The following is a 21,260-nucleotide window of genomic DNA, read 5'->3' as shown; positions in this document are numbered from 1 at the left end:
CTGCTCATTTATTTATAACATTCATTAACAGTTTAACATCAAAGTTTAATATAATTTTAACCTGTATTTCTTATTAAATTAGATAAAAATTCATTCATTTCTATGTAATTTTGTTTAATATATGAAGAAACTTATACCTTTATTGTTTTTGATTTTCTTAGCTAAAATCAATGCACAAATATATTCAGGAGAGGTCTTTTTACGAGACAATTCGGTTTTATATCTTAATCAAGTTTATGTAACCAATCTTACTACTCAAAAGACTGTACTTACCAACTATAATGGTGACTTTACTATTCAGGCAAGCACTGGAGATATTATTCGTTTTACCTCCATTATTACTGAAAGAAAAGATATACAACTCTCTCCTCAAATGTTTGAAACCAAAAATCTTATTGAACTAAAAATCGCATATCATGATATACAGGAAGTAATTATTAGTAGATTTAAACCCACCGGAAACTTAAGATACGATGTCAACGCCTTAAGAAAAGAAGATAAAGGACTAGCTCTCAAAAAAGTCATTGGACTTCCAGAGCCAAAAGGTGATGGGACTTCACCAGAACTCCCTGTGGCAGGATTGAGGGACGGAGGCCTTACCTTTAGCTTAGAAAGCATATATGATATTTTATCTGGCGAAAGAAAGAAAAAACAACGGTATATGGCTTATGAAAGAATGAACGGTTCTGTTTCTCAAATCAAAAACTATCTGGGAACTGATTATTTCTTAAAATTTAAAATTCCTGAAAACCTAATTGATAACTTCCTTCAATTCGTTTATACCTCTGAAAATTTACAACCTTATGTTTCAGCAGGTAATTTTGAAGCTATTAAAATCCCTATAGAAAAATATTTACCCATCTATCAAAAAAGATTAAGAAACTCTCATCTTCAAGAAGTTATAAAATAATTTTCAACCAATATCTATAACGTGTATTATGATTTTCATAATGCACGTTTTTTTTATATTAAAATTATACCTAATTTTACATCAAATCACATTATAATTAAAATATATTGCTGTTTAATTACCAATAACCGAATTACTACTACAAAAATTTTATTTTTAATTAATATTAGTAAATGAAAAAAGCACTTTTACTGTTCAGCTCTCTATTCTTAATAAATATTTCAGCTCAAAAAAAAGGAAAAGATTATAGCGAAATTTTGAAAAGCAAAAATATTTATGAAATAAATGCATTTCTTAGAGATGCACATCCAGATGATCCACGAAGATCCGTATTAAAACCAAGACTAATGGAAATGATGAGAGAGTATCTTAAAAATGCTCACCCACAAGACCAAAAGGTAAAGCAGATGCAGGAATGGCTTGCCGTTCTAAAAAGAAAACCTTCTACCAAAATTGATTTTGATGAATTAAACGCTAATATTAAGCAAAAACAAATAGCTAGATATAAAACAGAACTGGAAACCGGCAAATCAAGTGTTACATTTACACCCAGCATCTCTCAAAATGCCATTGTTGTCAATTCTTCGACTTATAGCACCACAGCAATTCCTGATTCTGAAGCCGAAGAGTTTAATATGCTAATGTCAGTATCATCTGTAGAACATAAAAATAAAACAGTAAAAATACTCAACTCACTATTTGATAATGACCCAAACAGCAAAGAATGTATAGTCCTTATTGAAAATAACTCTGATTGTAATATTATTATGAGAATGGAAGGAATTGGTAATACCAAATACAGACTTGCCATTCCTTCACGCGGAGATAATTCTGTAGTAGTACAAAAAGGAGATTATCTTTTTACAAGTATTGTATGTGGAGCTCAATATGCCTCTCAAAAAACAATCCAAAAACCAATTCATGTAGCGCTAGGCAATCCTGAAAAGAAATAAAATTTAGCTCAATCTAAGTAATAAACGCACCAATCTGTTTTTAAAGGTAAAAAGAGATTGGTGTTCCTATTTTTAGTATTTTTGCCAGATTTTAATTATCTCATGGGAAAAAACAAATTAGCAAGGTTCGCAGAAAATAAAATATTACCAAATGTTATCCAGCCAACTAGAGAGGACGCATTAAATGGATTTGAACTTAAAGGAAAATGGAGATCAAACTTTTTTCACAACAACAATCCAATAGTACTCGAATTAGGCTGTGGAAAAGGAGAATATTCCGTTGGTTTGGCTAAAACATTTCCAGAAAAAAACTTTATTGGAATAGATATAAAAGGTGCCAGATTTTGGTTTGGAGCTAAAGAAGCAATAGGAAACGACATGAATAATGTAGCTTTTTTGAGAAGCCAAATTGAGCTTGTAGACCATTTTTTTGCAGAAAATGAAGTTGATGAAATCTGGATTACATTCCCAGATCCTCAAATAAAGTATAAACGCACAAAGCATCGATTAACACATCCTGATTTTTTAGATAGATATAAAAAATTTCTAAAACCAGGCGGAATTATTCATTTAAAAACAGATTCAGAATTCTTACATGGATATACATTGGGACTTCTTCAGGGACTAGGTTATGATATACTCACTGCTCATCACGATATTTATGGAGCTCCTGAATACGACCCCAATACTCCACATTTAAGAGATATTAAAACCTATTATGAGGAACTATTTTCTGCTAAAGGAAAAACAATCACCTATATTAAGTTTAGAATCAACCCGTAATTATTAAAAACTTTTAATTAATGACAAAAAAGTTATTAAACTAAAATAAAAAAAATTTAATAAAAATAGTAAGTAAGGATTTACTTACTATTTTTATTAATTACAAATCTCAAAAGATATTTTACTACCAAGTAAACGAAAAATTGAATATATTTAGATATCGTAATTTCAGTACTTACTTCTATAATTAAACACAACCCTCCCCTACTATGAAAAATTTTTTAATTTTCTCAGGTCTTCTTTTTATAGTGAACAGCTGCACGATGAATAATTATCCCATAAGAAATAGCTACCCAAATTATTCTAATAGCTCTTCCGCCAATACAGAAAGAGAATATAATGAACTTTTAAAAACCTATAAACCAGAAACAGCGGATGTTCTTACTGATTTATTGAACGGTTCATCAGATAACCCTCAAACATCAATTTCAATTGAAAATAAATCTCGATGCAATATGGTGCTTACTGTATCTGGAAACAATTTTTATAGAAAAATACCCATTGGTGCAGGAAAAGTAGGGTATGCCATGATTCCAAAAAATCAAAATTATAAACTTTCCGGAATGGTTTGCCAATCAGCTTATAGCTCTTCTAAATATATCACCAATTCTTATGCTATCACTCTTTCAAATTAATCTTTCGTGACTATCAACAATGATATAAAAACAAAAAAGCTGAACAAATTTTGTTCAGCTTTATATTTTTAAAGATAATCTTTAATTATTCTGCATCAAAATCAGCATCTTTATCTGCAGATACTTTTCCTCCTTCTTCTTTAGATTTTTCTTTATCAGCTTTTCTTTGAGACTGTCCTTCTTTGATAGATTCAGAAACAACGCTCAAAATCATATCTATAGATTTAGAAGCATCATCATTTCCTGGAATAACAAAATCTACTTTTCTAGGATCAGAGTTTGTATCTACGATACCAAAAACTGGAATACCTAATTTCTTAGCTTCAGTTACTGCAATATGTTCTCTCAAAATATCAACTACAAATACTGCAGACGGAAGACGAACCATATCTGCGATAGAACCTAAATTCTTCTCAAGGTTAGCTCTCTGTCTGTCTACTTGAAGTCTTTCTTTTTTAGATAAAGTTTCGAACGTTCCATCTTTTTTCATTTTGTCGATAGAGTTCATTTTCTTAACAGCCTTTCTGATAGTAACAAAGTTTGTCAACATACCACCTGGCCATCTTTCAGTAATATAAGGCATATTAAGTTCAGAAGCATGTTTTGCAACCACTTCTTTCGCTTGCTTTTTAGTCGCTACGAAAAGAACTTTTTTACCTGCAGAAGTTAACTTTTCTAAAGCGTTACAAGCTTCATCTAACTTAACTGCTGTTTTATGTAAGTCTACAATGTGAATACCATTTTTCTCCATAAAAATGTATGGAGCCATATTTGGATTCCACTTTCTAGTCATGTGACCGAAGTGTACACCAGCCTCTAAAAGGTCTTTTACATTTGCTTTTGCCATGTTTTTTGTTTTTGTTAGTTTACTTTCCGTCTTTTAAACAATCAACAACTTCTTTAGATGGGAGAAGTGTTTGGATGCTAAACATAACGGGCAATTTTTTTGTTTAGATAAATAATAGATTTAGATATAAGATAACAGAATGAAAAAATTCTGGCATCTGATATTTTGAATCTGAAGTCTGAAAATTAACGTTTTGAGAATTGGAATCTCTTTCTTGCTTTTTTCTGACCTGGCTTCTTTCTTTCCACCATTCTTGCATCTCTTGTAAGTAAACCGGCAGGCTTCAATGCTAATCTGAACTCAGCGTTGATTTCACATAAAGCTCTTGAAATACCTAATCTGATTGCTTCTGCCTGACCTGTATTTCCTCCACCGAATACATTTACGGTAACGTCATACTGACCAACAGTTTCAGAAAGGATAAATGGTTGGTTTAATTTATAAACCATTACGTCTGTAGAGAAATATTCTTTAGCATCTTTACCGTTTACAGTAATGTTACCAGAACCTGGCTTTACATAAACTCTTGCTACAGAAGTTTTTCTTCTTCCGATTTTATGAACTGTAGACATATTAATTATTTAAATTCGTTAACATTAATTGTTTTAGGCTGTTGAGCTTCATGCTTATGCTCAGTTCCTTCATATAGATATAGATTCTTAAGCAAAGCTGATCCTAATCTGTTTTTTGGCAACATACCTTTTACAGATTTTTCCAATACTTTTAAAGAATCTTTCTTTTGAAGTTCAGCCGCAGTCATAGACTTTTGACCTCCAGGGTATCCTGTATGCCAGATATAAGTCTTATCAGCCCATTTATTTCCAGAAAGAGTAACTTTTCCAGCATTCAAAACGATTACGTTATCCCCACAATCTACGTGAGGTGTATAATTCGTTTTGTGCTTACCTCTCAAAATCTTTGCAACCGTAGAAGCTAATCTACCTAACGGCTGTCCTTCAGCGTCTACCACAACCCATTCTTTATTAGCAGTAGCTTTGTTCGCTGAAACAGTTTTGTAACTTAATGTATTCACACGTTTTAGTTAAAGATTAAACATAATTTTCCCTTCAAGGGTGTGCAAAGGTACGAATAATTTTTGGAATGGGAAAATTTTTATAAAAGGCACCCTCTAAAATTTTTATTAAAAAAAATTATTCAAAATTAGTTTTGGCACAAAAATTGTAAATTGTCAATACGATGAAAAAAATTATTAGATTCTAAAAACACAAATGAAAAGTAAAGAGTTTAGTTCCCTGAACTCTTTCTTTTATTAATTTTTCTTTAAAATTTCCAGCTAAATATTATCAAATTAACTATTTCAGTAGTTGAAATAATTATATTTGTGATAAACTTTAAAAACTATGAGCCACGGAAAGCTAAGAGAAGAAAAATTATGCCTAAACTGTGAAAATCCAGTAGAAGAAAGGTTTTGCCCTCACTGTGGACAAGAAAATGTAGAACCTAGGCAACCCTTTTATTATTTATTTACGCATTTTATAGAAGATTTCACCCATTACGATGGTCAATTTTGGAAAACCATACAATATTTACTTTTCCGCCCCGGTAAACTCACCAAAGAATATCTTGCAGGTAAGAGACAACTCTATGTAGCTCCTGTAAAACTATATATATTCATAAGTTTTATTACTTTTTTACTCCCATCTCTTTTATCAAGCTCAAAAAACGAAAGTGAAGATTCTCAAAAAGTAACCTCAGCAGAGAAAATCAAACAGAAAAAAGACGCTGAAAAAGAATTAGCAAAAATTACGGATAGTATAAAAAGTGAAGTTCTGAAAAATGAAGTTTTATCAAAAAATAAAAACGTACAACCTCTTATTGAAAATAATCTCATCAAAATCAATGAAATTAAAAATAGCGCCCCGGATGAAAGTCTAATAGACGAAACAGAAGATGGCAAAATAAAAATATTGGGTGCCGAAAACAAACATGAGTTTGATTCTATACGTCGCACAAGTGGGGAAAACAAATTTCTTTATGCATATAGTGAACCTTTTGCCAAAAAGATATTTTCTCTTCAAGAAAAGGGATTAAATAAAAAGGAAATATTTGCACGGTATAAAAGCACTTTTGTACATACTCTACCTAAAGCACTTTTCTTATATCTTCCTGTATTTGCTTTCTTCCTATGGATATTTCATAATAAAAAGAAATGGTGGTTTTTTGACCATGGTATTTTTACCCTTCACTATTTTTCTTTTCTTTTATTAGGTATTTTACTTCTTATTTTTATATCCAGATTACTTGATAGATTGCCTGATTATGGTTTATTTACTTTACTAGCAGTTTTAATACATACAGCCATTATTATATATATGTCTTTATACTTCTTTATTGCTCATTATAGGGTCTATGAGTCAAGAAAAAGAATGACCATACTAAAAGGAAGCTTATTATTTATGATCAACTTTGTGGGCATCTTGCTTATGTTCCTTGCTTTAATGTATATTAGTTTTTTAATGATGCATTAATCACGAAGTGACTTATTTCTCCGAAAACTTGCTATTAGATAATATGCTACAAAAACAGTAGAAAACTTTAATATAGAAGGGATAGCAGACTCCAGATTGAATAACAAAGTCCCTATCAAAACCAAAAGTCCCATTGCCACAAAAGATAATGCTAATTTTTGTGGTAAGGTAAAATTAGGGGTATCCAAGTAGTACGCGATGCCCCAAGCAAATCCAAAAGCCAGGGCATAATAGATATCAAGACCTATATTTTCTGAACTATAAAAGAAATAATTAATAAGAAAACTCAATAGGGTTCCTAACACAAAATATAATAGAGCTTTTTTCATACTGTAATAATATTAGACAAAAGTAAAAAAATTAGTGATCATTTCTGCACGAATCCCTACTATAAGGGAGAATACTCAATGTCTTGAATTCCAATAAACAATTAAAAACCAAAACATTACAACCTCACCTAAGGTTCTTATTTTATTATTATATTTGAAAATTCAGAAATTTTCTAATTTTTTTATGGAAACCCAAAAATATACTCCTAAAAACAAAGTGAGAATTGTGACTGCTGCCTCACTTTTTGACGGTCATGATGCTGCGATTAATATTATGCGTCGTGTTATTCAAGGAACAGGATGTGAAGTCATTCACCTTGGTCATGACAAATCTGCAGAAGAAGTGGTAAACACCGCAATTCAGGAAGATGCCAATGCTATTGCCCTAACTTCTTATCAGGGCGGCCACAATGAATATTTTAAATATATATATGACCTTCTAAGAGAAAAAAACTCTCCTCAGATCAAAATTTTTGGTGGTGGTGGTGGAGTAATTTTACCTGAAGAAATTAAAGATTTAATGTCTTATGGCATCGACCGGATTTATTCTCCGGACGACGGCCGTGAACTTGGACTTCAAGGAATGATCGATGATTTGGTAACCCGATCCGATTTTGCAACAGGTAAAGACATTACCCTCAACGATTTGGATTCAGTTACGTTTGAAAACCCTACAAGTATTGCAAAAATCATATCTGCAGTAGAAAACTTTTCATTAGAAAAGCCCGAGCTAGTAAAGGCTATTGACGAAAAATCAAAAGATCTACATATTCCTATTATTGGTATTACGGGAACTGGAGGAGCCGGAAAATCTTCCTTAACAGATGAATTGGTAAGACGTTTCTTACGCTCAAATACAGATAAAAAAATTGCGATTATTTCCATTGATCCTTCAAAAAAGAAAACAGGAGGTGCACTTTTAGGGGATAGAATTCGCATGAATGCTATCAACGACCCAAGAGTTTATATGCGCTCGATGGCAACCAGAGAAAATAATGTTTCGGTTTCTCCCTTCATTCATTCTGCTTTGAATGTGTTGAAGTTAGCTCATCCGGATGTCATCATTTTAGAAACTTCGGGAATTGGGCAATCAGGTTCAGAAGTTTCTGATTTTGCAGATGTTTCAATGTATGTGATGACGCCTGAATATGGTGCATCCACTCAATTGGAAAAAATTGACATGTTAGATTACGCAGATCTGGTGGCCTTAAATAAATCGGATAAAAGAGGAGCTCTTGATGCACTTCAAGCAGTAAGAAAACAATTCCAAAGAAACCATTTATTATGGGAAAATCAACTAGACGAAATGCCCGTCTATGCGACAAAAGCATCCCAATTTAATGATAACGGAACAACAGACCTATATAATAGATTAGTTTCAAAAGTAAATGAAAAATTCCCTGATTTAAATTTAAAAACATTCGTTGAACAAGAAACAACAGATGAAGTAACAATTATCCCTCCAAAAAGAGTTCGTTACCTTTCAGAAATTGTTGAAAACAACAAACAATACGACACCAATATTGAAAAGCAAGCCGAATTAGCGAGAAAAATGTATCATATTAATGGTGTTAAAGCCATCATTTCTAATGAAACCTTAGACGCTGAATATCAAAAAGCCGAAAAAGAACTTCAACAAGAAAATATTGATTTTCTAAAAACTTGGGATGATACGAAAAAAGCTTTCCATGCTGAATTTTATTCCTATTTCGTAAGAGGAAAAGAAATTAAAGTTGAAACCTCAACGGAATCTTTATCTCATTTAAAAATTCCAAAAATTGCATTACCAAAATACAACGATTGGGGTGATTTGATTCAATGGAAAGGGCAAGAAAATCTTCCTGGAAGTTTTCCATACACAGCCGGAATTTACCCTTTCAAAAGAACCGGAGAGGATCCCACAAGAATGTTTGCTGGAGAAGGAGGCCCAGAAAGAACCAACAGAAGATTCCATTATGTTTCTGCAGAAATGCCTGCAAAACGTTTATCAACAGCCTTTGATTCTGTAACACTATATGGGCAAGACCCTGCTCTACCTCCTGATATTTATGGTAAAATTGGAAATGCAGGAGTTTCGATTGCTACACTAGATGATGCTAAAAAACTATATTCAGGATTTGATTTAGTGAATGCATTAACTTCAGTTTCAATGACAATCAACGGGCCTGCTCCTATGTTATTGGCTTTCTTCATGAATGCTGCCATTGATCAGAATGTTGAAAAGTACATTATTGAAAATGGGCTAGAGTCTAAAGTTGAAGCTGTTTTAAAAGCAAAGTTTGATGATAAAGGGTTAGAAAGACCGAAATATAGTGGTGACCTTCCACCTTCCAATAATGGTTTGGGTTTAAAATTGTTAGGAATTACAGGAGACGAAATTATTCCCGCTGACATCTACGCTGAAATTAAAGCTAAAACAATAGCCACAGTTCGTGGAACCGTTCAAGCAGATATTTTAAAAGAAGATCAGGCTCAAAATACATGTATTTTCTCTACTGAGTTTGCCCTAAGATTGATGGGAGATGTTCAAGAGTATTTCATTAAAGAAAAAGTAAGAAACTTTTATTCTGTTTCTATTTCCGGATATCATATTGCAGAAGCAGGTGCCAATCCGGTTTCCCAGTTAGCATTTACATTAGCAAATGGGTTCACTTACGTAGAATATTATCTATCGAGAGGAATGGATATTAATGATTTTGCACCCAATTTATCCTTCTTTTTCTCCAATGGAATTGATCCTGAATATTCAGTGATTGGTCGCGTCGCAAGAAGAATATGGGCAAAAGCAATGAAATTAAAATATGGAGCTGATGAAAGAAGCCAGATGTTAAAATATCATATTCAGACTTCGGGACGCTCTCTTCATGCACAGGAAATTGATTTCAATGATATCAGAACCACTCTTCAAGCATTATATGCTATTTATGATAATTGTAATTCCCTTCATACAAACGCTTATGATGAAGCTATTACGACTCCAACAGAACAATCTGTAAGAAGAGCAATGGCAATTCAGTTGATTATTAATAAAGAATTAGGCTTAGCTAAAAACGAAAACCCACTTCAAGGTTCATTTATTATTGAAGAATTAACAGATCTTGTAGAAGAAGCAGTGTATGCAGAATTTGATAGAATCACGGAAAGAGGCGGAGTGCTTGGCGCAATGGAAACAATGTACCAGCGTTCAAAAATTCAGGAAGAATCCATGCATTATGAATGGTTAAAGCATACTGGAGAATATCCAATCATCGGGGTAAATACTTTCCTTGGAAAAGATGGATCTCCTACAGTACTTCCAGGCGAAGTTATTCGTTCAACTGAGGAAGAGAAACAAGCTCAGATTGAATCTTTACACAACTTCCAACATGCTAATGAAGGAAAATCTGAAGAAGCCCTAAAAGAGCTACAACACGCTGCAATTAATCAGCAAAATCTCTTTGAGGTAATGATGAATGCCGTAAAATATTGCTCTCTTGGACAAATTACCAATGCTTTGTTTGAAGTAGGTGGAAAATATAGAAGAAATATGTAATCTTTACCGATAATAAATAAAATAATAAGCCCGCAGAAAAAATCTGCGGGCTTTTAGTATTAATTAATACTAAATTATTTTTTATTGAAATCTCCTGCAAAAACTGAAATAATATTATTTTCAGAAAGGTATTTCTTCAACGCATCATTCACTTCAGAAAGCTTAAGATTTTGAATCTTTGTATTTTGTTCGTCAAATTTTTCCACAGGAACACCAAAAAGAAGCTGAGTATTTACTAAATTAATAAGTGTATTTTCCATTCCCAAATTCGTTTTTCTTTCATTAGCATAACTCTTTTTATTAGAATCTAATTCTTCTTGTGTAAAACCAGATGCTAATGCTTTTCCTACCTCCTCTTTAATTGCCGCTTCTACAGCATCTCTTTTAGTAGGGTTTAAATAAGCATAATAATTCCAAGATGCTACATCATTGGTAATAGGGACACTAAGGTATGAGCCTACTCCATAAGAAATACCATCTTTTTCACGCAACCTCATCGGCAACCTTGCAGAAAGGAATCCCCCACTTCCTAAAATCTCATTTGCCATTACTAAAGCAGGATAATCAGGATGATCTTGTGCCATTCTAAAGCTCGATGTTCCTAAAGCCACCGCATTCTCTTTATCTGGCGTTATGATATTTTTATCTTGTTTTTTTGTTTCAAAGAAAGTTGGTTTAACTTCAACAAATTTTGATTTTGCAGTAAACTTACCAAAAGTTTTTTCCAATTCTGCTGCTGCGAGCTTAGGATCAAGATTACCAATAATAGTTCCTACTCCATTGGAAGCTCCCATGATATTTTGATAAAAATCCATAATCTGAGCTCTGGTGACTTTTTTATTATCATCTATTCGTTCTTGCAAAGAAGAAATATAAAAAATACTAGTCTTCGGATATGGAGATGCAAGTCGCTGCACTTCATTATTCGCAATCGCATTCGGATCCTTCAATTGTCCCTCCAACCAAGTATTGGTTTCAATTACTGTTTTTGAAAGTTCAGTTTCTGGGAAAATAGAATTAGTTAAGATGTCCTGCAAAATACCCATTACTTTAGGATAATATTGCTTATAGGTACTTATATTAAGAATAAAACTTTGTCCATACGCATACAGATTTATAGATGATTTCATTTCATCTAATTCATCCTGTATCTGTTCTTTGGTTTTATTTTTAGTACCTGCTTTTAATAATGCTGCAGTAATACTTGCAACTGCATTTTTATCTTGCAGATCTTTTTCATTTCCAATTCTAAACCTGAAACTACCTTGAACTTTTTCTCCTTTCAATTCTTTATTGATAAGACCATACTTCATCCCATTAGAAAGTTTTCCTTCGGTAAGATTTTTCTTAAGATTAGCAATCGATGCTTCAAAAGGAGCAGGTTCTTTTTCTAATGCTTTTCCTTTATAGCCTTTTACAAGATCGGCAATCTGATTTTCTCTAAATTCTGTAGGGAAAACTCTTTCTTCATTGGAAGAGGGACGGAAAACACCAAGGGTTCGATTATTAGTTTTAAAGTATTTCTGAGCAACTCTATTAATATCCTCAAGGGTAAGTTTTTCAACATTGTCACGATAAAGAAATCCTAATTTATAATTTCCTGCGCCTACAATTTCTGTAAGATTAATTGCAAAATTAATAGTATTATTTTTTTCGTTTTCAATATCTTTAATCAGTTTTGCTTTAGCTCTTTTAAGATCATCTGTTGTATATTTAGTGCTCGCAACTTTATCTAATTCTGCTTTCACAAAATTGGTTGCTTGATTTAGATCTTTATCTTTGGGAACATCAAAATTAAAATATACCATTCCCGGATCTCTTACCACCGGACTGAAAGTCCATACTGAAGATATCTTTTGGGTTTCTACAAGACTTTTGTATAAATATCCAGAAGGGTCTGATGTTAATATTTCATACAAAGCTGCTAAAGCGGCATAATCTTTATCAGCAAATGCTGATGTATGATAACCCGCTGCAATAATCTGCTGATCATTATTTCTCTTAATCTCAAAATATTTTTCTCCATTTTGAGCAGGCTCCACCGTATAAGTTCCCCCCAATTCACGGCTAGGCTTTGGTATTGCTGAGAAGTACTCAGAAATATATTGTAATGCATTTTTTTCATCAAACTTCCCTGCGACAATTAATGTAGCATTATCTGGTTGATAATATTTTTCATAGAACTTACGTAATGTAGGAGCTTTTACTCTTTCAATATCCTCTTTGCTACCAATAGTACTATTTCCATAATTATGCCATGTATATCCGCTGGAAAAAACATTTTGCATCATTACTCTCGTAGGATCATTTTCTCCAATTTCAAATTCATTTCGTACTACAGAAAACTCCTTATCCAAATCACTTTGTAAGATAGTAGCATTGATCATTCTATCAGCTTCCATTTGTAAAGACCATTTTAGATTTTCATCACTGGAAGGGAAAATTTCAAAATAATTGGTTCTGTCAAACCAAGTAGTTCCATTAGCTTGGCCTCCTTTATCGGAAAGTTGCTTTTTAATATCTCCCATATTCTTGGTACTCTTGAACAACATATGTTCAAGCAAGTGAGCCATTCCTTTTTCGCCATATCCTTCATCCTTGGATCCAACATTATATACAATATTTACTACCATATTACTTTGTGATTGGTCTGAAAGTAAAAGAACTCTCATTCCATTGCTTAAAGAATACTCTTTTACTCCTTCAATATTGCCAACAAACGTGGGACTCTCAGTTTTTTGTGAAAAAATAGGATTGGCGGCTCCTGTAAAAAATAATACAGCCATCCCAAATAGTAGGTTCTTCATTAGTTTTTATTTAAAATTCGCTTAAATTTAATAAGTTTATTTCGATAAGACAATTTTGATTGATAAAATATTACATGCTTTTGACTTATTTTTGTAATCATATTATAATTTTATTTCTAAAATGAGAGCAAAAGCTATATTTAATTGGAGCAGCGGAAAAGATTCAGCTCTTGCTCTTTATAAAATATTTCTGGAAAATAAATACGAAATAACCCATTTACTCACAAGTATTAACAACGAGTACCAGCGTGTTTCCATGCATGGCGTGCCCCTTTCTCTTTTAGAAAAACAATCTGAAAGTATAGGCATTCCACTATTGACAATGGGACTTCCAAAAGAACCTTCGATGGAAGAATACCAAGAGATTATAACAAAAACCATGAATGAAGTAAAGTCAGAGGGAGTTACTCATTCCATTTTTGGCGATATTTTTCTAGAAGATCTTAGAAAATATCGTGAAGAGCAATTAAAAACTATTAATATAGAAGCTGTATTCCCACTTTGGAAAAAAAATACCTCGGATCTTATCTTTGAGTTTCTGGATCTCGGATTTAAAACAATAGTGACCTGTGTAAATGAAGCCTATCTAGATAAAAGTTTTGTAGGAAGAATTATTGATCGTGATTTTATCAAAGATCTCCCAAAAAACGTGGACCCTTGTGGAGAAAATGGAGAGTTTCATACCTTTACCTTTGAAGGACCTATTTTTAAAAAGCCTATTCAATTTGAAATCGGAGAAACAATCAAGAAAACCTATCCTAGCCCAAATAAACAAAATATCGAAGAATATATTTTTTGGGTTTGTGATCTCCATATTTGATTCTGAATGTAGCTTATTTTTCCTTATTTTTAGCATAAACTAAAAACAAATGCTGAAAAAATCCTATCAAATTATGCTATTCCTCTTTATATCATTGGGTGTAATAAGTTGCCAAACAGAACATAATCCTATAAAAACCACGAATCGAAATACCATTGTAGATTCGACCATTAGCATTTTCGAGAAAAAAATGATAGGCCATCAAATGGATTCAATTTTCAAAAAATATAATTTTAATGGTAGTGTAGGCATATTTAGAGACTCTATTCCCATATATAGAAAAAATAACGGCTATTCAGATTTTACTAATAGAATTCCAATCGACTCCAATACTGTTTTTGCGATTGGGTCTATTAGTAAACAATTTACGGCCATTTTGATTTTACTTCAAATGGAGCAGGAAAAATTAAGTATTAATGATAAAGTATCACACTATCTACCAGAATTTCAAACTAAAGAATACGAAAATATACTCATTAGCCAATTACTGAATCATACTTCAGGTCTCAATACTCTTGGTGGAAAGCTTATGTTTAAAAGTGGTACGGATTTTTTTTATTCTAATGAAGGCTTTGATGCATTGGGAAAGATTGTTGAAAAAGTAACAGGAAAAACTTTTGATACTAATATTGGAGAGTTATTTAAAAGAGTCGGAATGAAAAACTCATCTACAGGAAATACTTTTGAAGGAAAGGATTTTGCAGGAGCATATCTCGGTGATACACTACATGCTGAAAAAATTCTTAATATGCCTAAAAGGCTAGGTGATAAAAATATTGGAATTCCTGCAGGTGGTATTCTTTCTACCATTGGAGATTTACAAATTTGGAATAATGCACTTTATAATGGTAAAATTCTAAAAGCAGAAACTTTTAAGCAATTTATTTCTAAAAGTGCCGAAAGGCATCATCCTGTTTTCGGAAAAATGGGTTATGGTTATGGAATTATGCTCAATATAGGAAAACCTCTTGCCTATTTTCATAGTGGATATATCAAAGGAGCACCTTCTCTTAATATCTATTATCCAGAAAGCCATACATCTGTCATTATACTATCCAATATTGCTGATGAAGCTAAAGGGAAAAATGCAATTTTCAGACCTCATATTGAAATAAAAGAATCTACCGACCTTATCGAAAATACCATCATGGATATTAAGAAAGAAATGCTAGAACCTCAACGTCATAATCTATAAATATTTCCTTCCGATTTTCAATTTACCTAGTTATTATTTTGATTTTCAGAACTGTATCAATCAGAATAGGTAAACTCAAATCTACAGAAAGATTGACATGGCACTTAATAGTTTACTTTCTCCCCATTATTGGGATAATTATCTTCTTTATAGTGAATCCAAATAAAAAATTAAATCGGCTATTAAGAGAAATTAAGCGTTTAGTTTTAAAAGAAAAAACCAGCTCTCATTGCTGGTTTTTAGTATACTATTAATCATTTTCTTTAATAATTTTATGTGAAATAATTACCCCACTATCTTCTAAAAGATTTAATGTATACACTCCAGCAGGTAATGTTTTAAGACCTATCTGTATCTTTCTAGTGTCTTTCAGTTCAAATTTGATAGGGATTAGTCTTCCCACAGCATCATATAAAGTGACACTAATATTATTTGAAAAATCTTCTTTTCCTTCAATATACAATTCATTATTAACAGGATTAGGATATATTACAAATCGTCTTTCTTTCACATTAACTTTAGTCGTTATACGATCATTTTTAACTAAAGTCCATGCAATATTGGTAAAATGGACTGCACTATGGTTGTTCACTCTCACTAATGGAGTATTATCATTAACAGAAAAAGCCAAGGTATTATCTCCTGCATTCAATTCCTCTGATGTAATTGTTATTGTATTTTCTGTAGCTTCAAGAACATTCCCATTCAAAACCCATGTATTAACTAATGTATTGGGAATCGGCAGAACCTCATTCACTGTAAATGTTATATCAGAATAGCCTTCTAAAACAGTATCATTCGCCGGCGTAAAAGAATCAACAGGAGAGATTAAAGAATGAATTCTTTCAATAATAGCTTCTTTGCAAACAGAACAAAATTGACGGTTAAGATATCTCATTTCACAGTTCTGATGAGGACGAAACCATGTAGGACTTTCAGTATAAGGATATATTCCTATATTATCTGTATTGAGCCAATTTCTCCATCTAATACTTGTAGGACTAGAAGTTTTGGTTTTATTTGGTGACTCTCCTGTACCAGAGAACCAATATTCATCGGCCAATTTCCCAAAAGAATGTCCCAGTTCATGAACGACAATTTCATCTGAAGAAGCATTTAATGAAGCAAAAGCATAGGTTCCTCCACAGCCTCCATACTCTTTAGAATTCCCTAAAATATAAGTAATATCATAATCCGGCACATTTGCTGCCAGAACTTGCGCTACTCTATTTGTGGTGTTACTATAAATGCATCGATGAACTCCAAAATCAAAAGAAGTTCCGAGATAATTATTGGGATTCGAAATTGGTATAACAGGTTCTGCAACGTCACTAGCTGTTCCAGGATGCTTTACTCCACTACCACCGGAAATCACTTTAATCGCATAAGCATTGAAATAATTTCTATACTCTGCATAGGGACTTTTTGTAAAAAGATAATCTAATGTGGATTGTGCTGATGATACAAAACTATCTTGCTCAGATGAGGTGAACCCATCTCCTAAGACGGCAATATTAATTCGTTGATCATTATTACCATTATGAATCAAGGCCACTGTTTCAAATGTTTGTGAAAAGCAAAACGAATAAAAGTAAATGAGAATAAAAAACAGTTTTTTTTTCATGATTATAGTTTTTGATTATAGTTTTTCGGTGAATATTATTTGTGTTCCAGATAAGGTCTTTTTTTCAATTTTTATCATTGTGATGCTTTTAAGCTTAGAATATCGTATACTAAATTCTGCTTTTTGAAGAGGCACTAAGTTTCTACTTATTCCTTCTTCCGAATAGTTTTCCATAATAGGATTAAGAGGGTCTTCTAAGATTTGCTTTACTACATCTTTATTATTGGAATCCATTAAAGAAATGATTAAATCTCCCACCTTCAAAGCTTTTTCACTGAAAGAGGGTATTGATTTTAATTTTCCCTCCGTGATTTTTTTGTCTTGCAAAGCAATTTTATATTGCCCGGAAATGTTTTTTTCAACTTGAAAGAAAAGATAAATTATTTCTCCTTTATCCGTAGGCGACACACTAGAGTTGACAGAAGATCTAAGATTAAAATCATTAAATCCACTATAAGTGAAATAAAAAAAGCCCATAATAATGAGAACATTAAATAAATTTTTCATAGCATTTTTTATTAAATTTAATAATAATTTTTCATTTTCCATTTCTCTTCTCATAGAATAATTATCTCAAATTCATATCTTTGGACCAATGATTTCAGAAAAAATAATTTTAGGAATTGATCCGGGAACGACTATCATGGGATTTGGAATTATTTCCATAAAAAAAAGTAAAATGGAAATGATTTCTATACATGAACTTATACTTAAAAAATATCCTAATCATGAGACGAAGCTTAAATATATTTTTGATAAAACACTAGCTTTGATCGACGAATTTCATCCTGATGAAGTAGCACTAGAAGCACCATTCTATGGCAAAAATGTCCAAAGTATGCTTAAGTTAGGCAGGGCACAAGGAGTCGCAATGGCCGCAAGTCTCTATCGAAATATTCCTATTACGGAATATTCTCCAAAAAAAATAAAAATGGCCATCACAGGAAATGGAAATGCAAGCAAGGAACAAGTAGCCGGAATGCTTCAAAACCTTTTAAACCTAAAAGACTTTCCAACAAAATACCTAGATGCATCAGATGGCTTAGCTGTTGCAGTATGCCATCATTTCAATTCAGGATCTACGGCTGAAACCAAATCTTATTCGGGCTGGGAAAGCTTTCTAAAGCAAAATCCTGATAGACTCAAATAATAAAGTATTAACAATCTTAATACCAACTATTACTTATCTCCATGAGATCATATTTTAACTCTCATCTATCCAATAGATAGATGAAATAAATCAAATTAACCCAGAATACAACCAACTGATAACCAATCAAATAATCAATTCACCCTCTATACTTGGTAAAACATAATACTATCTTTAGCATTGGTATGGTTTTTAATATTACCTTTGTAGAAATTTTCTATCATGAAAAATAACCAACAAGCTATAAATCAATCGAATCAAAATATAAATTGGTTCCAAAGATTTCTCATGATATGCTCAGGAGGCAATATTCATATCTTGAGAAAAACACCAAGTGAATGGAATAAATTTTCAGGCATTGGTGGAATCGTACTTTTCACTGCTATTTTTGCTACCTTATCAGCAGGTTATGCAATGTATACTGTTTTTGATGATATCTGGATGTCCATAGGATTTGGTATTCTTTGGGGATTAATGATTTTCAATCTTGATCGCTATATTGTTTCTTCTATAAAAAAAACAGGAACATGGTGGAATCAAATCCTCATGGCTATACCAAGACTTGTATTGGCAACATTTTTAGGAATCATTATATCAAAACCCTTAGAGCTAAAAATTTTTGAAAAAGAAGTCAATAAGCAACTGAATACTATTATTCAGAGAAATAAAAAACAGCTACAAGCTGAAATGAGTGGCAGAATTTTACAGCAAAGTGGACCATTTGAAACAGAAAAAAAACAAATCTCAGAAAAAATCGCCCAATATCAAAGATCATATGATTCTGCATCTGTAGAACTTGAAAAAGAAATTTTAGGAAAACAATCTTTATTAACAAGTGGGAAAGAAGGATTTGGACCTAATGCCAAACGCAAACAAGAACTTAAAGAACAGAGAAGACAAGATCTAGAAAACTACCAAAAGCAAATGACTTCAAGATTAGATTACCTCGATAAAGAAATCTCAAAAGTCTATACAAACCTTGAAACGGAAAGAAAATCTACTGAAACATTTGAAGATAGATTTAATGGGTTTGCTGCAAGGCTACAAGCGTTAGATGAATTAGGAAAAAATTCTGCAATTATTGCACTTGCCGCCTCGTTTATTATGGGCCTTTTTATTTGCCTAGAGATTTCTCCTGTATTAGTTAAGTTAATATCTGCAGTAGGACCTTATGACTATCTCCTAGAAAAAACCGAAAATGACTTTCGATTGTATTCCAAAGAAAAAATTGAAAAAGGAAATGCGTTAACTGATTTTCGAATTGAAAATTTTATCGATAATTTAAAAAAATAATGTAATTTCCATAAATGATTATTGATAAAGAAGGAATACAGAAAAAAAAGAAGAAGCTAGACGATTGTAAAGCCTATCTTAAAAAAGAATTTATCGGCATCAACAAAATCATTGACGATCTAATGGAATACATCCAGATCTGGTATTTGATGCCTGAAATTCTCACACGCCCTATGATTATTAATCTTTGGGGAATGACTGGAGTAGGAAAAACAGATCTTATAAGAAAAACAGTAGCTTTCCTTGAGTTTCAAGACCGTTTTGTAGAAGTAGAACTCAGTAATGCTGATGAGACAACATGGAGTAAAAACGTTTCGGATATACTTCAAAGTAACGGCTTAAGCGACGAAAAACCAAGTATTGTTTTATTTGATGAAATTCAACGTTTTAACACTATTGAAGCTGATGGCACACCTGTCTCTCAGACAAAATTCACAGATTTTTGGGAATTATTAAGCGACGGTCGTCTCAGTAAAAAAGAAAGGGAAGATATAGAACATTATCTTTTCTCTTACCTTTTCCGCAAAAAAGAGAATAAGAGAAGAAAAATGAAAGGTGAAACCGATCTAGAAGAAAATCCTTATCTTAATTTATGGGATGCAAAAGAGCTCAAAAAATACCTCAACATAAAAGATGATGTCATGGATATCATCGATATGAAGGAGGAAGATATGGTAAAACTCATACTGAAAAAACAGAAAGAAAAGAAAATTTATGAACCTGTTGATTACAGTAAAATGTTAATTATCATCAGCGGAAATCTAGACGAAGCCTTTCAAATGTCAAGAGAAACAAGCGAAGCAGATGTGGATGCAAATATCTTTCATGCTTTTACTAAAAAAATTACAATCGTTGATATTAAAAATGCTCTATCTAAAAAATTTCGTCCGGAACAAGTAGCGCGATTTGGAAATATCCACCTTATTTATTTTTCTCTGAAAACAGAAGATTTTGACCAACTTATAGAACGAGAAGTCACTAATCTCAAAAATAAAACTAAAACTAAATTCGGCATTACTCTAAAAGTCGATAACAGCATCCATAAACTTATTTATCGAAATGGCGTTTTTCCTGTGCAAGGAGTTCGCCCTGTCTTTAGCAGTATTGTAGATATCTTAGACACCAACCTTAGCAAATTTTTATTTGAAGCCATTATTAATGATGATAAAATAATCGAAATCAGGTATGATGATGACAAAAAAATCATCATTGGCAAAATCGTTAACAAAGTTATTGAAATTCCTTATTTAGGTAGAATAGACAGGATTCGACAATCTAATCAGGAGGATACTGTCGCCAATATCAGCGTTCACGAATGTGGACATGCTATAACTTATATACTTTACACGGGCTTTACTCCTTTACAATTAAAAAGTAAAGTAGCAAGTAGTTATGCTGCCGGATTTACATTTCCCCATCAAATATATGACACTAAAGAAAGTTTATTGAATAAAATAAAAATTTATCTTGCCGGGGGTATTGCTGAGGAAATTATTTTTGGAGAAAATAATGCAAGCACCGGGAGAAGTCACGATAGAGAACAAGCAACAAGTTTGGCTATAGATTATATAAGAAAATACGGTTTTGAAAATGATTATCAAGCCACCTATAATCTGGAGGATTACCCTCATCGTATGTACCAATACATCACGGATGAAAAGATAGAGAAACTCATGCAACAATTAGCCAAACGGACTAAAGAAGACCTCTTATTGCATTTAGACTTACTCAAGAATATGAGTAAAGAGCTTAGTAAAAAAGGCAGTATGTCGCCTAAAGAAATTTGTGATACAGCTCAAAAATACAATTTAAATGTAAGTATAAAGAAAGAAGGATATCTTCATATACCAGCATACCACAGTATGTTGAATTTATAAAATCTTGAAATAAATT

The 21,260-nt window shown here is 32.3% G+C and carries 19 protein-coding genes; 12 read left to right on the top strand and 7 right to left on the bottom strand.

The window, feature by feature from the left end; genetic code table 11:
• Nucleotides 1–121 precede the first annotated feature (121 nt).
• The 4 genes from CHRY9293_RS05140 (at nt 122) to CHRY9293_RS05125 (ending at nt 3,281) form a co-directional block, all read left to right on the top strand.
• The gene (locus CHRY9293_RS05140) at nt 122–910 is read left to right on the top strand and encodes a hypothetical protein (RefSeq protein ID WP_162031894.1); all 789 of its coding nucleotides are present in this window, start codon (nt 122–124) and stop codon (nt 908–910) included.
• A gap of 173 nt (nt 911–1,083) precedes the next feature.
• Nucleotides 1,084–1,863, top strand: a complete 780-nt coding sequence (locus CHRY9293_RS05135) for a DUF6759 domain-containing protein (protein ID WP_162031893.1) — start codon at nt 1,084–1,086, stop codon at nt 1,861–1,863.
• Nucleotides 1,864–1,965: 102 nt separating this feature from the next.
• Nucleotides 1,966–2,646, top strand: a complete 681-nt coding sequence (trmB, locus tag CHRY9293_RS05130; protein ID WP_162031892.1) for a tRNA (guanosine(46)-N7)-methyltransferase TrmB — start codon at nt 1,966–1,968, stop codon at nt 2,644–2,646.
• A 209-nt stretch (nt 2,647–2,855) separates the two neighbouring features.
• A complete protein-coding gene (locus CHRY9293_RS05125) occupies nt 2,856–3,281 on the top strand; it encodes a DUF6759 domain-containing protein (RefSeq protein WP_162031891.1) in 426 nt (141 codons plus the stop codon).
• 85 nt (nt 3,282–3,366) lie between these two features.
• Here CHRY9293_RS05125 and rpsB read toward each other — a convergent pair whose 3' ends face one another.
• From rpsB to rplM, 3 genes are all read right to left on the bottom strand, one after another.
• Nucleotides 3,367–4,128, bottom strand: coding sequence for a 30S ribosomal protein S2 (gene rpsB / locus CHRY9293_RS05120; protein WP_122637591.1), 762 nt, complete (start codon nt 4,126–4,128; stop codon nt 3,367–3,369).
• A 185-nt stretch (nt 4,129–4,313) separates the two neighbouring features.
• Nucleotides 4,314–4,700, bottom strand: coding sequence for a 30S ribosomal protein S9 (rpsI, locus tag CHRY9293_RS05115; RefSeq protein ID WP_029295345.1), 387 nt, complete (start codon nt 4,698–4,700; stop codon nt 4,314–4,316).
• Between the two features lie 5 nt (nt 4,701–4,705).
• Nucleotides 4,706–5,161: a 50S ribosomal protein L13 gene (rplM, locus tag CHRY9293_RS05110; RefSeq protein ID WP_122548607.1), complete on the bottom strand. Its 456-nt coding sequence runs from the start codon at nt 5,159–5,161 to the stop codon at nt 4,706–4,708.
• Between the two features lie 328 nt (nt 5,162–5,489).
• On the opposite strand from rplM, the gene CHRY9293_RS05105 reads away from it, so the two are divergent.
• Nucleotides 5,490–6,617: a DUF3667 domain-containing protein gene (locus CHRY9293_RS05105; protein ID WP_162031890.1), complete on the top strand. Its 1,128-nt coding sequence runs from the start codon at nt 5,490–5,492 to the stop codon at nt 6,615–6,617.
• Here the strand turns inward: CHRY9293_RS05105 and CHRY9293_RS05100 are convergent.
• Nucleotides 6,614–6,946: a hypothetical protein gene (locus CHRY9293_RS05100; protein ID WP_162031889.1), complete on the bottom strand. Its 333-nt coding sequence runs from the start codon at nt 6,944–6,946 to the stop codon at nt 6,614–6,616. The genes CHRY9293_RS05105 and CHRY9293_RS05100 overlap by 4 nt on opposite strands.
• 184 nt (nt 6,947–7,130) lie before the next feature.
• Between CHRY9293_RS05100 and CHRY9293_RS05095 the strand changes: the two genes are divergently transcribed.
• Nucleotides 7,131–10,478, top strand: coding sequence for a methylmalonyl-CoA mutase family protein (locus CHRY9293_RS05095; RefSeq protein WP_162031888.1), 3,348 nt, complete (start codon nt 7,131–7,133; stop codon nt 10,476–10,478).
• 74 nt (nt 10,479–10,552) lie between these two features.
• Here the strand turns inward: CHRY9293_RS05095 and CHRY9293_RS05090 are convergent, their stop codons facing one another.
• Nucleotides 10,553–13,285, bottom strand: a complete 2,733-nt coding sequence (locus tag CHRY9293_RS05090) for a M16 family metallopeptidase (protein WP_162031887.1) — start codon at nt 13,283–13,285, stop codon at nt 10,553–10,555.
• Nucleotides 13,286–13,406: 121 nt separating this feature from the next.
• On the opposite strand from CHRY9293_RS05090, the gene CHRY9293_RS05085 reads away from it, so the two are divergent.
• The 3 genes from CHRY9293_RS05085 to CHRY9293_RS18935 are packed head-to-tail and all read left to right on the top strand — an operon-like array spanning nt 13,407 to nt 15,554.
• Nucleotides 13,407–14,105, top strand: a complete 699-nt coding sequence (locus CHRY9293_RS05085; protein WP_162031886.1) for a Dph6-related ATP pyrophosphatase — start codon at nt 13,407–13,409, stop codon at nt 14,103–14,105.
• Between the two features lie 49 nt (nt 14,106–14,154).
• Nucleotides 14,155–15,300 carry a serine hydrolase domain-containing protein gene (locus tag CHRY9293_RS05080; protein WP_162031885.1) on the top strand — a complete coding sequence of 382 codons (1,146 nt, stop codon included), beginning with the start codon at nt 14,155–14,157 and terminating at the stop codon, nt 15,298–15,300.
• A complete protein-coding gene (locus CHRY9293_RS18935) occupies nt 15,297–15,554 on the top strand; it encodes a PLDc N-terminal domain-containing protein (RefSeq protein ID WP_394351022.1) in 258 nt (85 codons plus the stop codon). Before CHRY9293_RS05080 ends, CHRY9293_RS18935 begins: the two co-directional genes overlap by 4 nt.
• Here CHRY9293_RS18935 and CHRY9293_RS05070 read toward each other — a convergent pair.
• Together CHRY9293_RS05070 and CHRY9293_RS05065 are read right to left on the bottom strand one after the other, a co-directional pair.
• The gene (locus CHRY9293_RS05070) at nt 15,551–16,924 is read right to left on the bottom strand and encodes a T9SS type A sorting domain-containing protein (RefSeq protein ID WP_162031883.1); all 1,374 of its coding nucleotides are present in this window, start codon (nt 16,922–16,924) and stop codon (nt 15,551–15,553) included. The two genes, CHRY9293_RS18935 and CHRY9293_RS05070, sit on opposite strands and share 4 nt — an antisense overlap.
• Before the next feature lie 15 nt (nt 16,925–16,939).
• Nucleotides 16,940–17,431, bottom strand: coding sequence for a hypothetical protein (locus CHRY9293_RS05065; RefSeq protein WP_162031882.1), 492 nt, complete (start codon nt 17,429–17,431; stop codon nt 16,940–16,942).
• Between the two features lie 88 nt (nt 17,432–17,519).
• On the opposite strand from CHRY9293_RS05065, the gene ruvC reads away from it, so the two are divergent.
• From ruvC to CHRY9293_RS05050, 3 genes are all read left to right on the top strand, one after another.
• Nucleotides 17,520–18,074 (top strand): crossover junction endodeoxyribonuclease RuvC, encoded by a 555-nt coding sequence (gene ruvC / locus CHRY9293_RS05060; protein ID WP_162031881.1) that lies wholly within the window; start codon nt 17,520–17,522, stop codon nt 18,072–18,074.
• Between the two features lie 222 nt (nt 18,075–18,296).
• Entirely contained in the window at nt 18,297–19,367 is a 1,071-nt protein-coding gene (locus CHRY9293_RS05055; RefSeq protein ID WP_162031880.1) for a DUF4407 domain-containing protein, read from the top strand.
• 122 nt (nt 19,368–19,489) lie between these two features.
• The gene (locus tag CHRY9293_RS05050) at nt 19,490–21,244 is read left to right on the top strand and encodes an AAA family ATPase (RefSeq protein WP_228455473.1); all 1,755 of its coding nucleotides are present in this window, start codon (nt 19,490–19,492) and stop codon (nt 21,242–21,244) included.
• The last annotated feature ends 16 nt before the right edge of the window (nt 21,245–21,260 follow it).

The organism is Chryseobacterium potabilaquae (assembly GCF_902728265.1).
GTDB lineage: Bacteria > Bacteroidota > Bacteroidia > Flavobacteriales > Weeksellaceae > Chryseobacterium > Chryseobacterium potabilaquae.
Note: the sequence above shows the minus strand (reverse complement) of the source record. Positions and strands in the feature narration are given on the sequence as shown.

Bases quoted from the DNA above. Each gene is read 5' to 3' on its own strand.
- CHRY9293_RS05140 (WP_162031894.1), top strand. From the start codon at position 122: ATGAAGAAACTTATACCTTTATTGTTTTTGATTTTCTTAGCTAAAATC.
- CHRY9293_RS05135 (WP_162031893.1), top strand. From the start codon at position 1,084: ATGAAAAAAGCACTTTTACTGTTCAGCTCTCTATTCTTAATAAATATT.
- trmB (WP_162031892.1), top strand. From the start codon at position 1,966: ATGGGAAAAAACAAATTAGCAAGGTTCGCAGAAAATAAAATATTACCA.
- CHRY9293_RS05125 (WP_162031891.1), top strand. From the start codon at position 2,856: ATGAAAAATTTTTTAATTTTCTCAGGTCTTCTTTTTATAGTGAACAGC.
- rpsB (WP_122637591.1), bottom strand. From the start codon at position 4,128: ATGGCAAAAGCAAATGTAAAAGACCTTTTAGAGGCTGGTGTACACTTC.
- rpsI (WP_029295345.1), bottom strand. From the start codon at position 4,700: ATGTCTACAGTTCATAAAATCGGAAGAAGAAAAACTTCTGTAGCAAGA.
- CHRY9293_RS05105 (WP_162031890.1), top strand. From the start codon at position 5,490: ATGAGCCACGGAAAGCTAAGAGAAGAAAAATTATGCCTAAACTGTGAA.
- CHRY9293_RS05100 (WP_162031889.1), bottom strand. From the start codon at position 6,946: ATGAAAAAAGCTCTATTATATTTTGTGTTAGGAACCCTATTGAGTTTT.
- CHRY9293_RS05095 (WP_162031888.1), top strand. From the start codon at position 7,131: ATGGAAACCCAAAAATATACTCCTAAAAACAAAGTGAGAATTGTGACT.
- CHRY9293_RS05090 (WP_162031887.1), bottom strand. From the start codon at position 13,285: ATGAAGAACCTACTATTTGGGATGGCTGTATTATTTTTTACAGGAGCC.
- CHRY9293_RS05085 (WP_162031886.1), top strand. From the start codon at position 13,407: ATGAGAGCAAAAGCTATATTTAATTGGAGCAGCGGAAAAGATTCAGCT.
- CHRY9293_RS05080 (WP_162031885.1), top strand. From the start codon at position 14,155: ATGCTGAAAAAATCCTATCAAATTATGCTATTCCTCTTTATATCATTG.
- CHRY9293_RS05070 (WP_162031883.1), bottom strand. From the start codon at position 16,924: ATGAAAAAAAAACTGTTTTTTATTCTCATTTACTTTTATTCGTTTTGC.
- CHRY9293_RS05065 (WP_162031882.1), bottom strand. From the start codon at position 17,431: ATGAAAAATTTATTTAATGTTCTCATTATTATGGGCTTTTTTTATTTC.
- ruvC (WP_162031881.1), top strand. From the start codon at position 17,520: ATGATTTCAGAAAAAATAATTTTAGGAATTGATCCGGGAACGACTATC.
- CHRY9293_RS05055 (WP_162031880.1), top strand. From the start codon at position 18,297: ATGAAAAATAACCAACAAGCTATAAATCAATCGAATCAAAATATAAAT.
- CHRY9293_RS05050 (WP_228455473.1), top strand. From the start codon at position 19,490: ATGGAATACATCCAGATCTGGTATTTGATGCCTGAAATTCTCACACGC.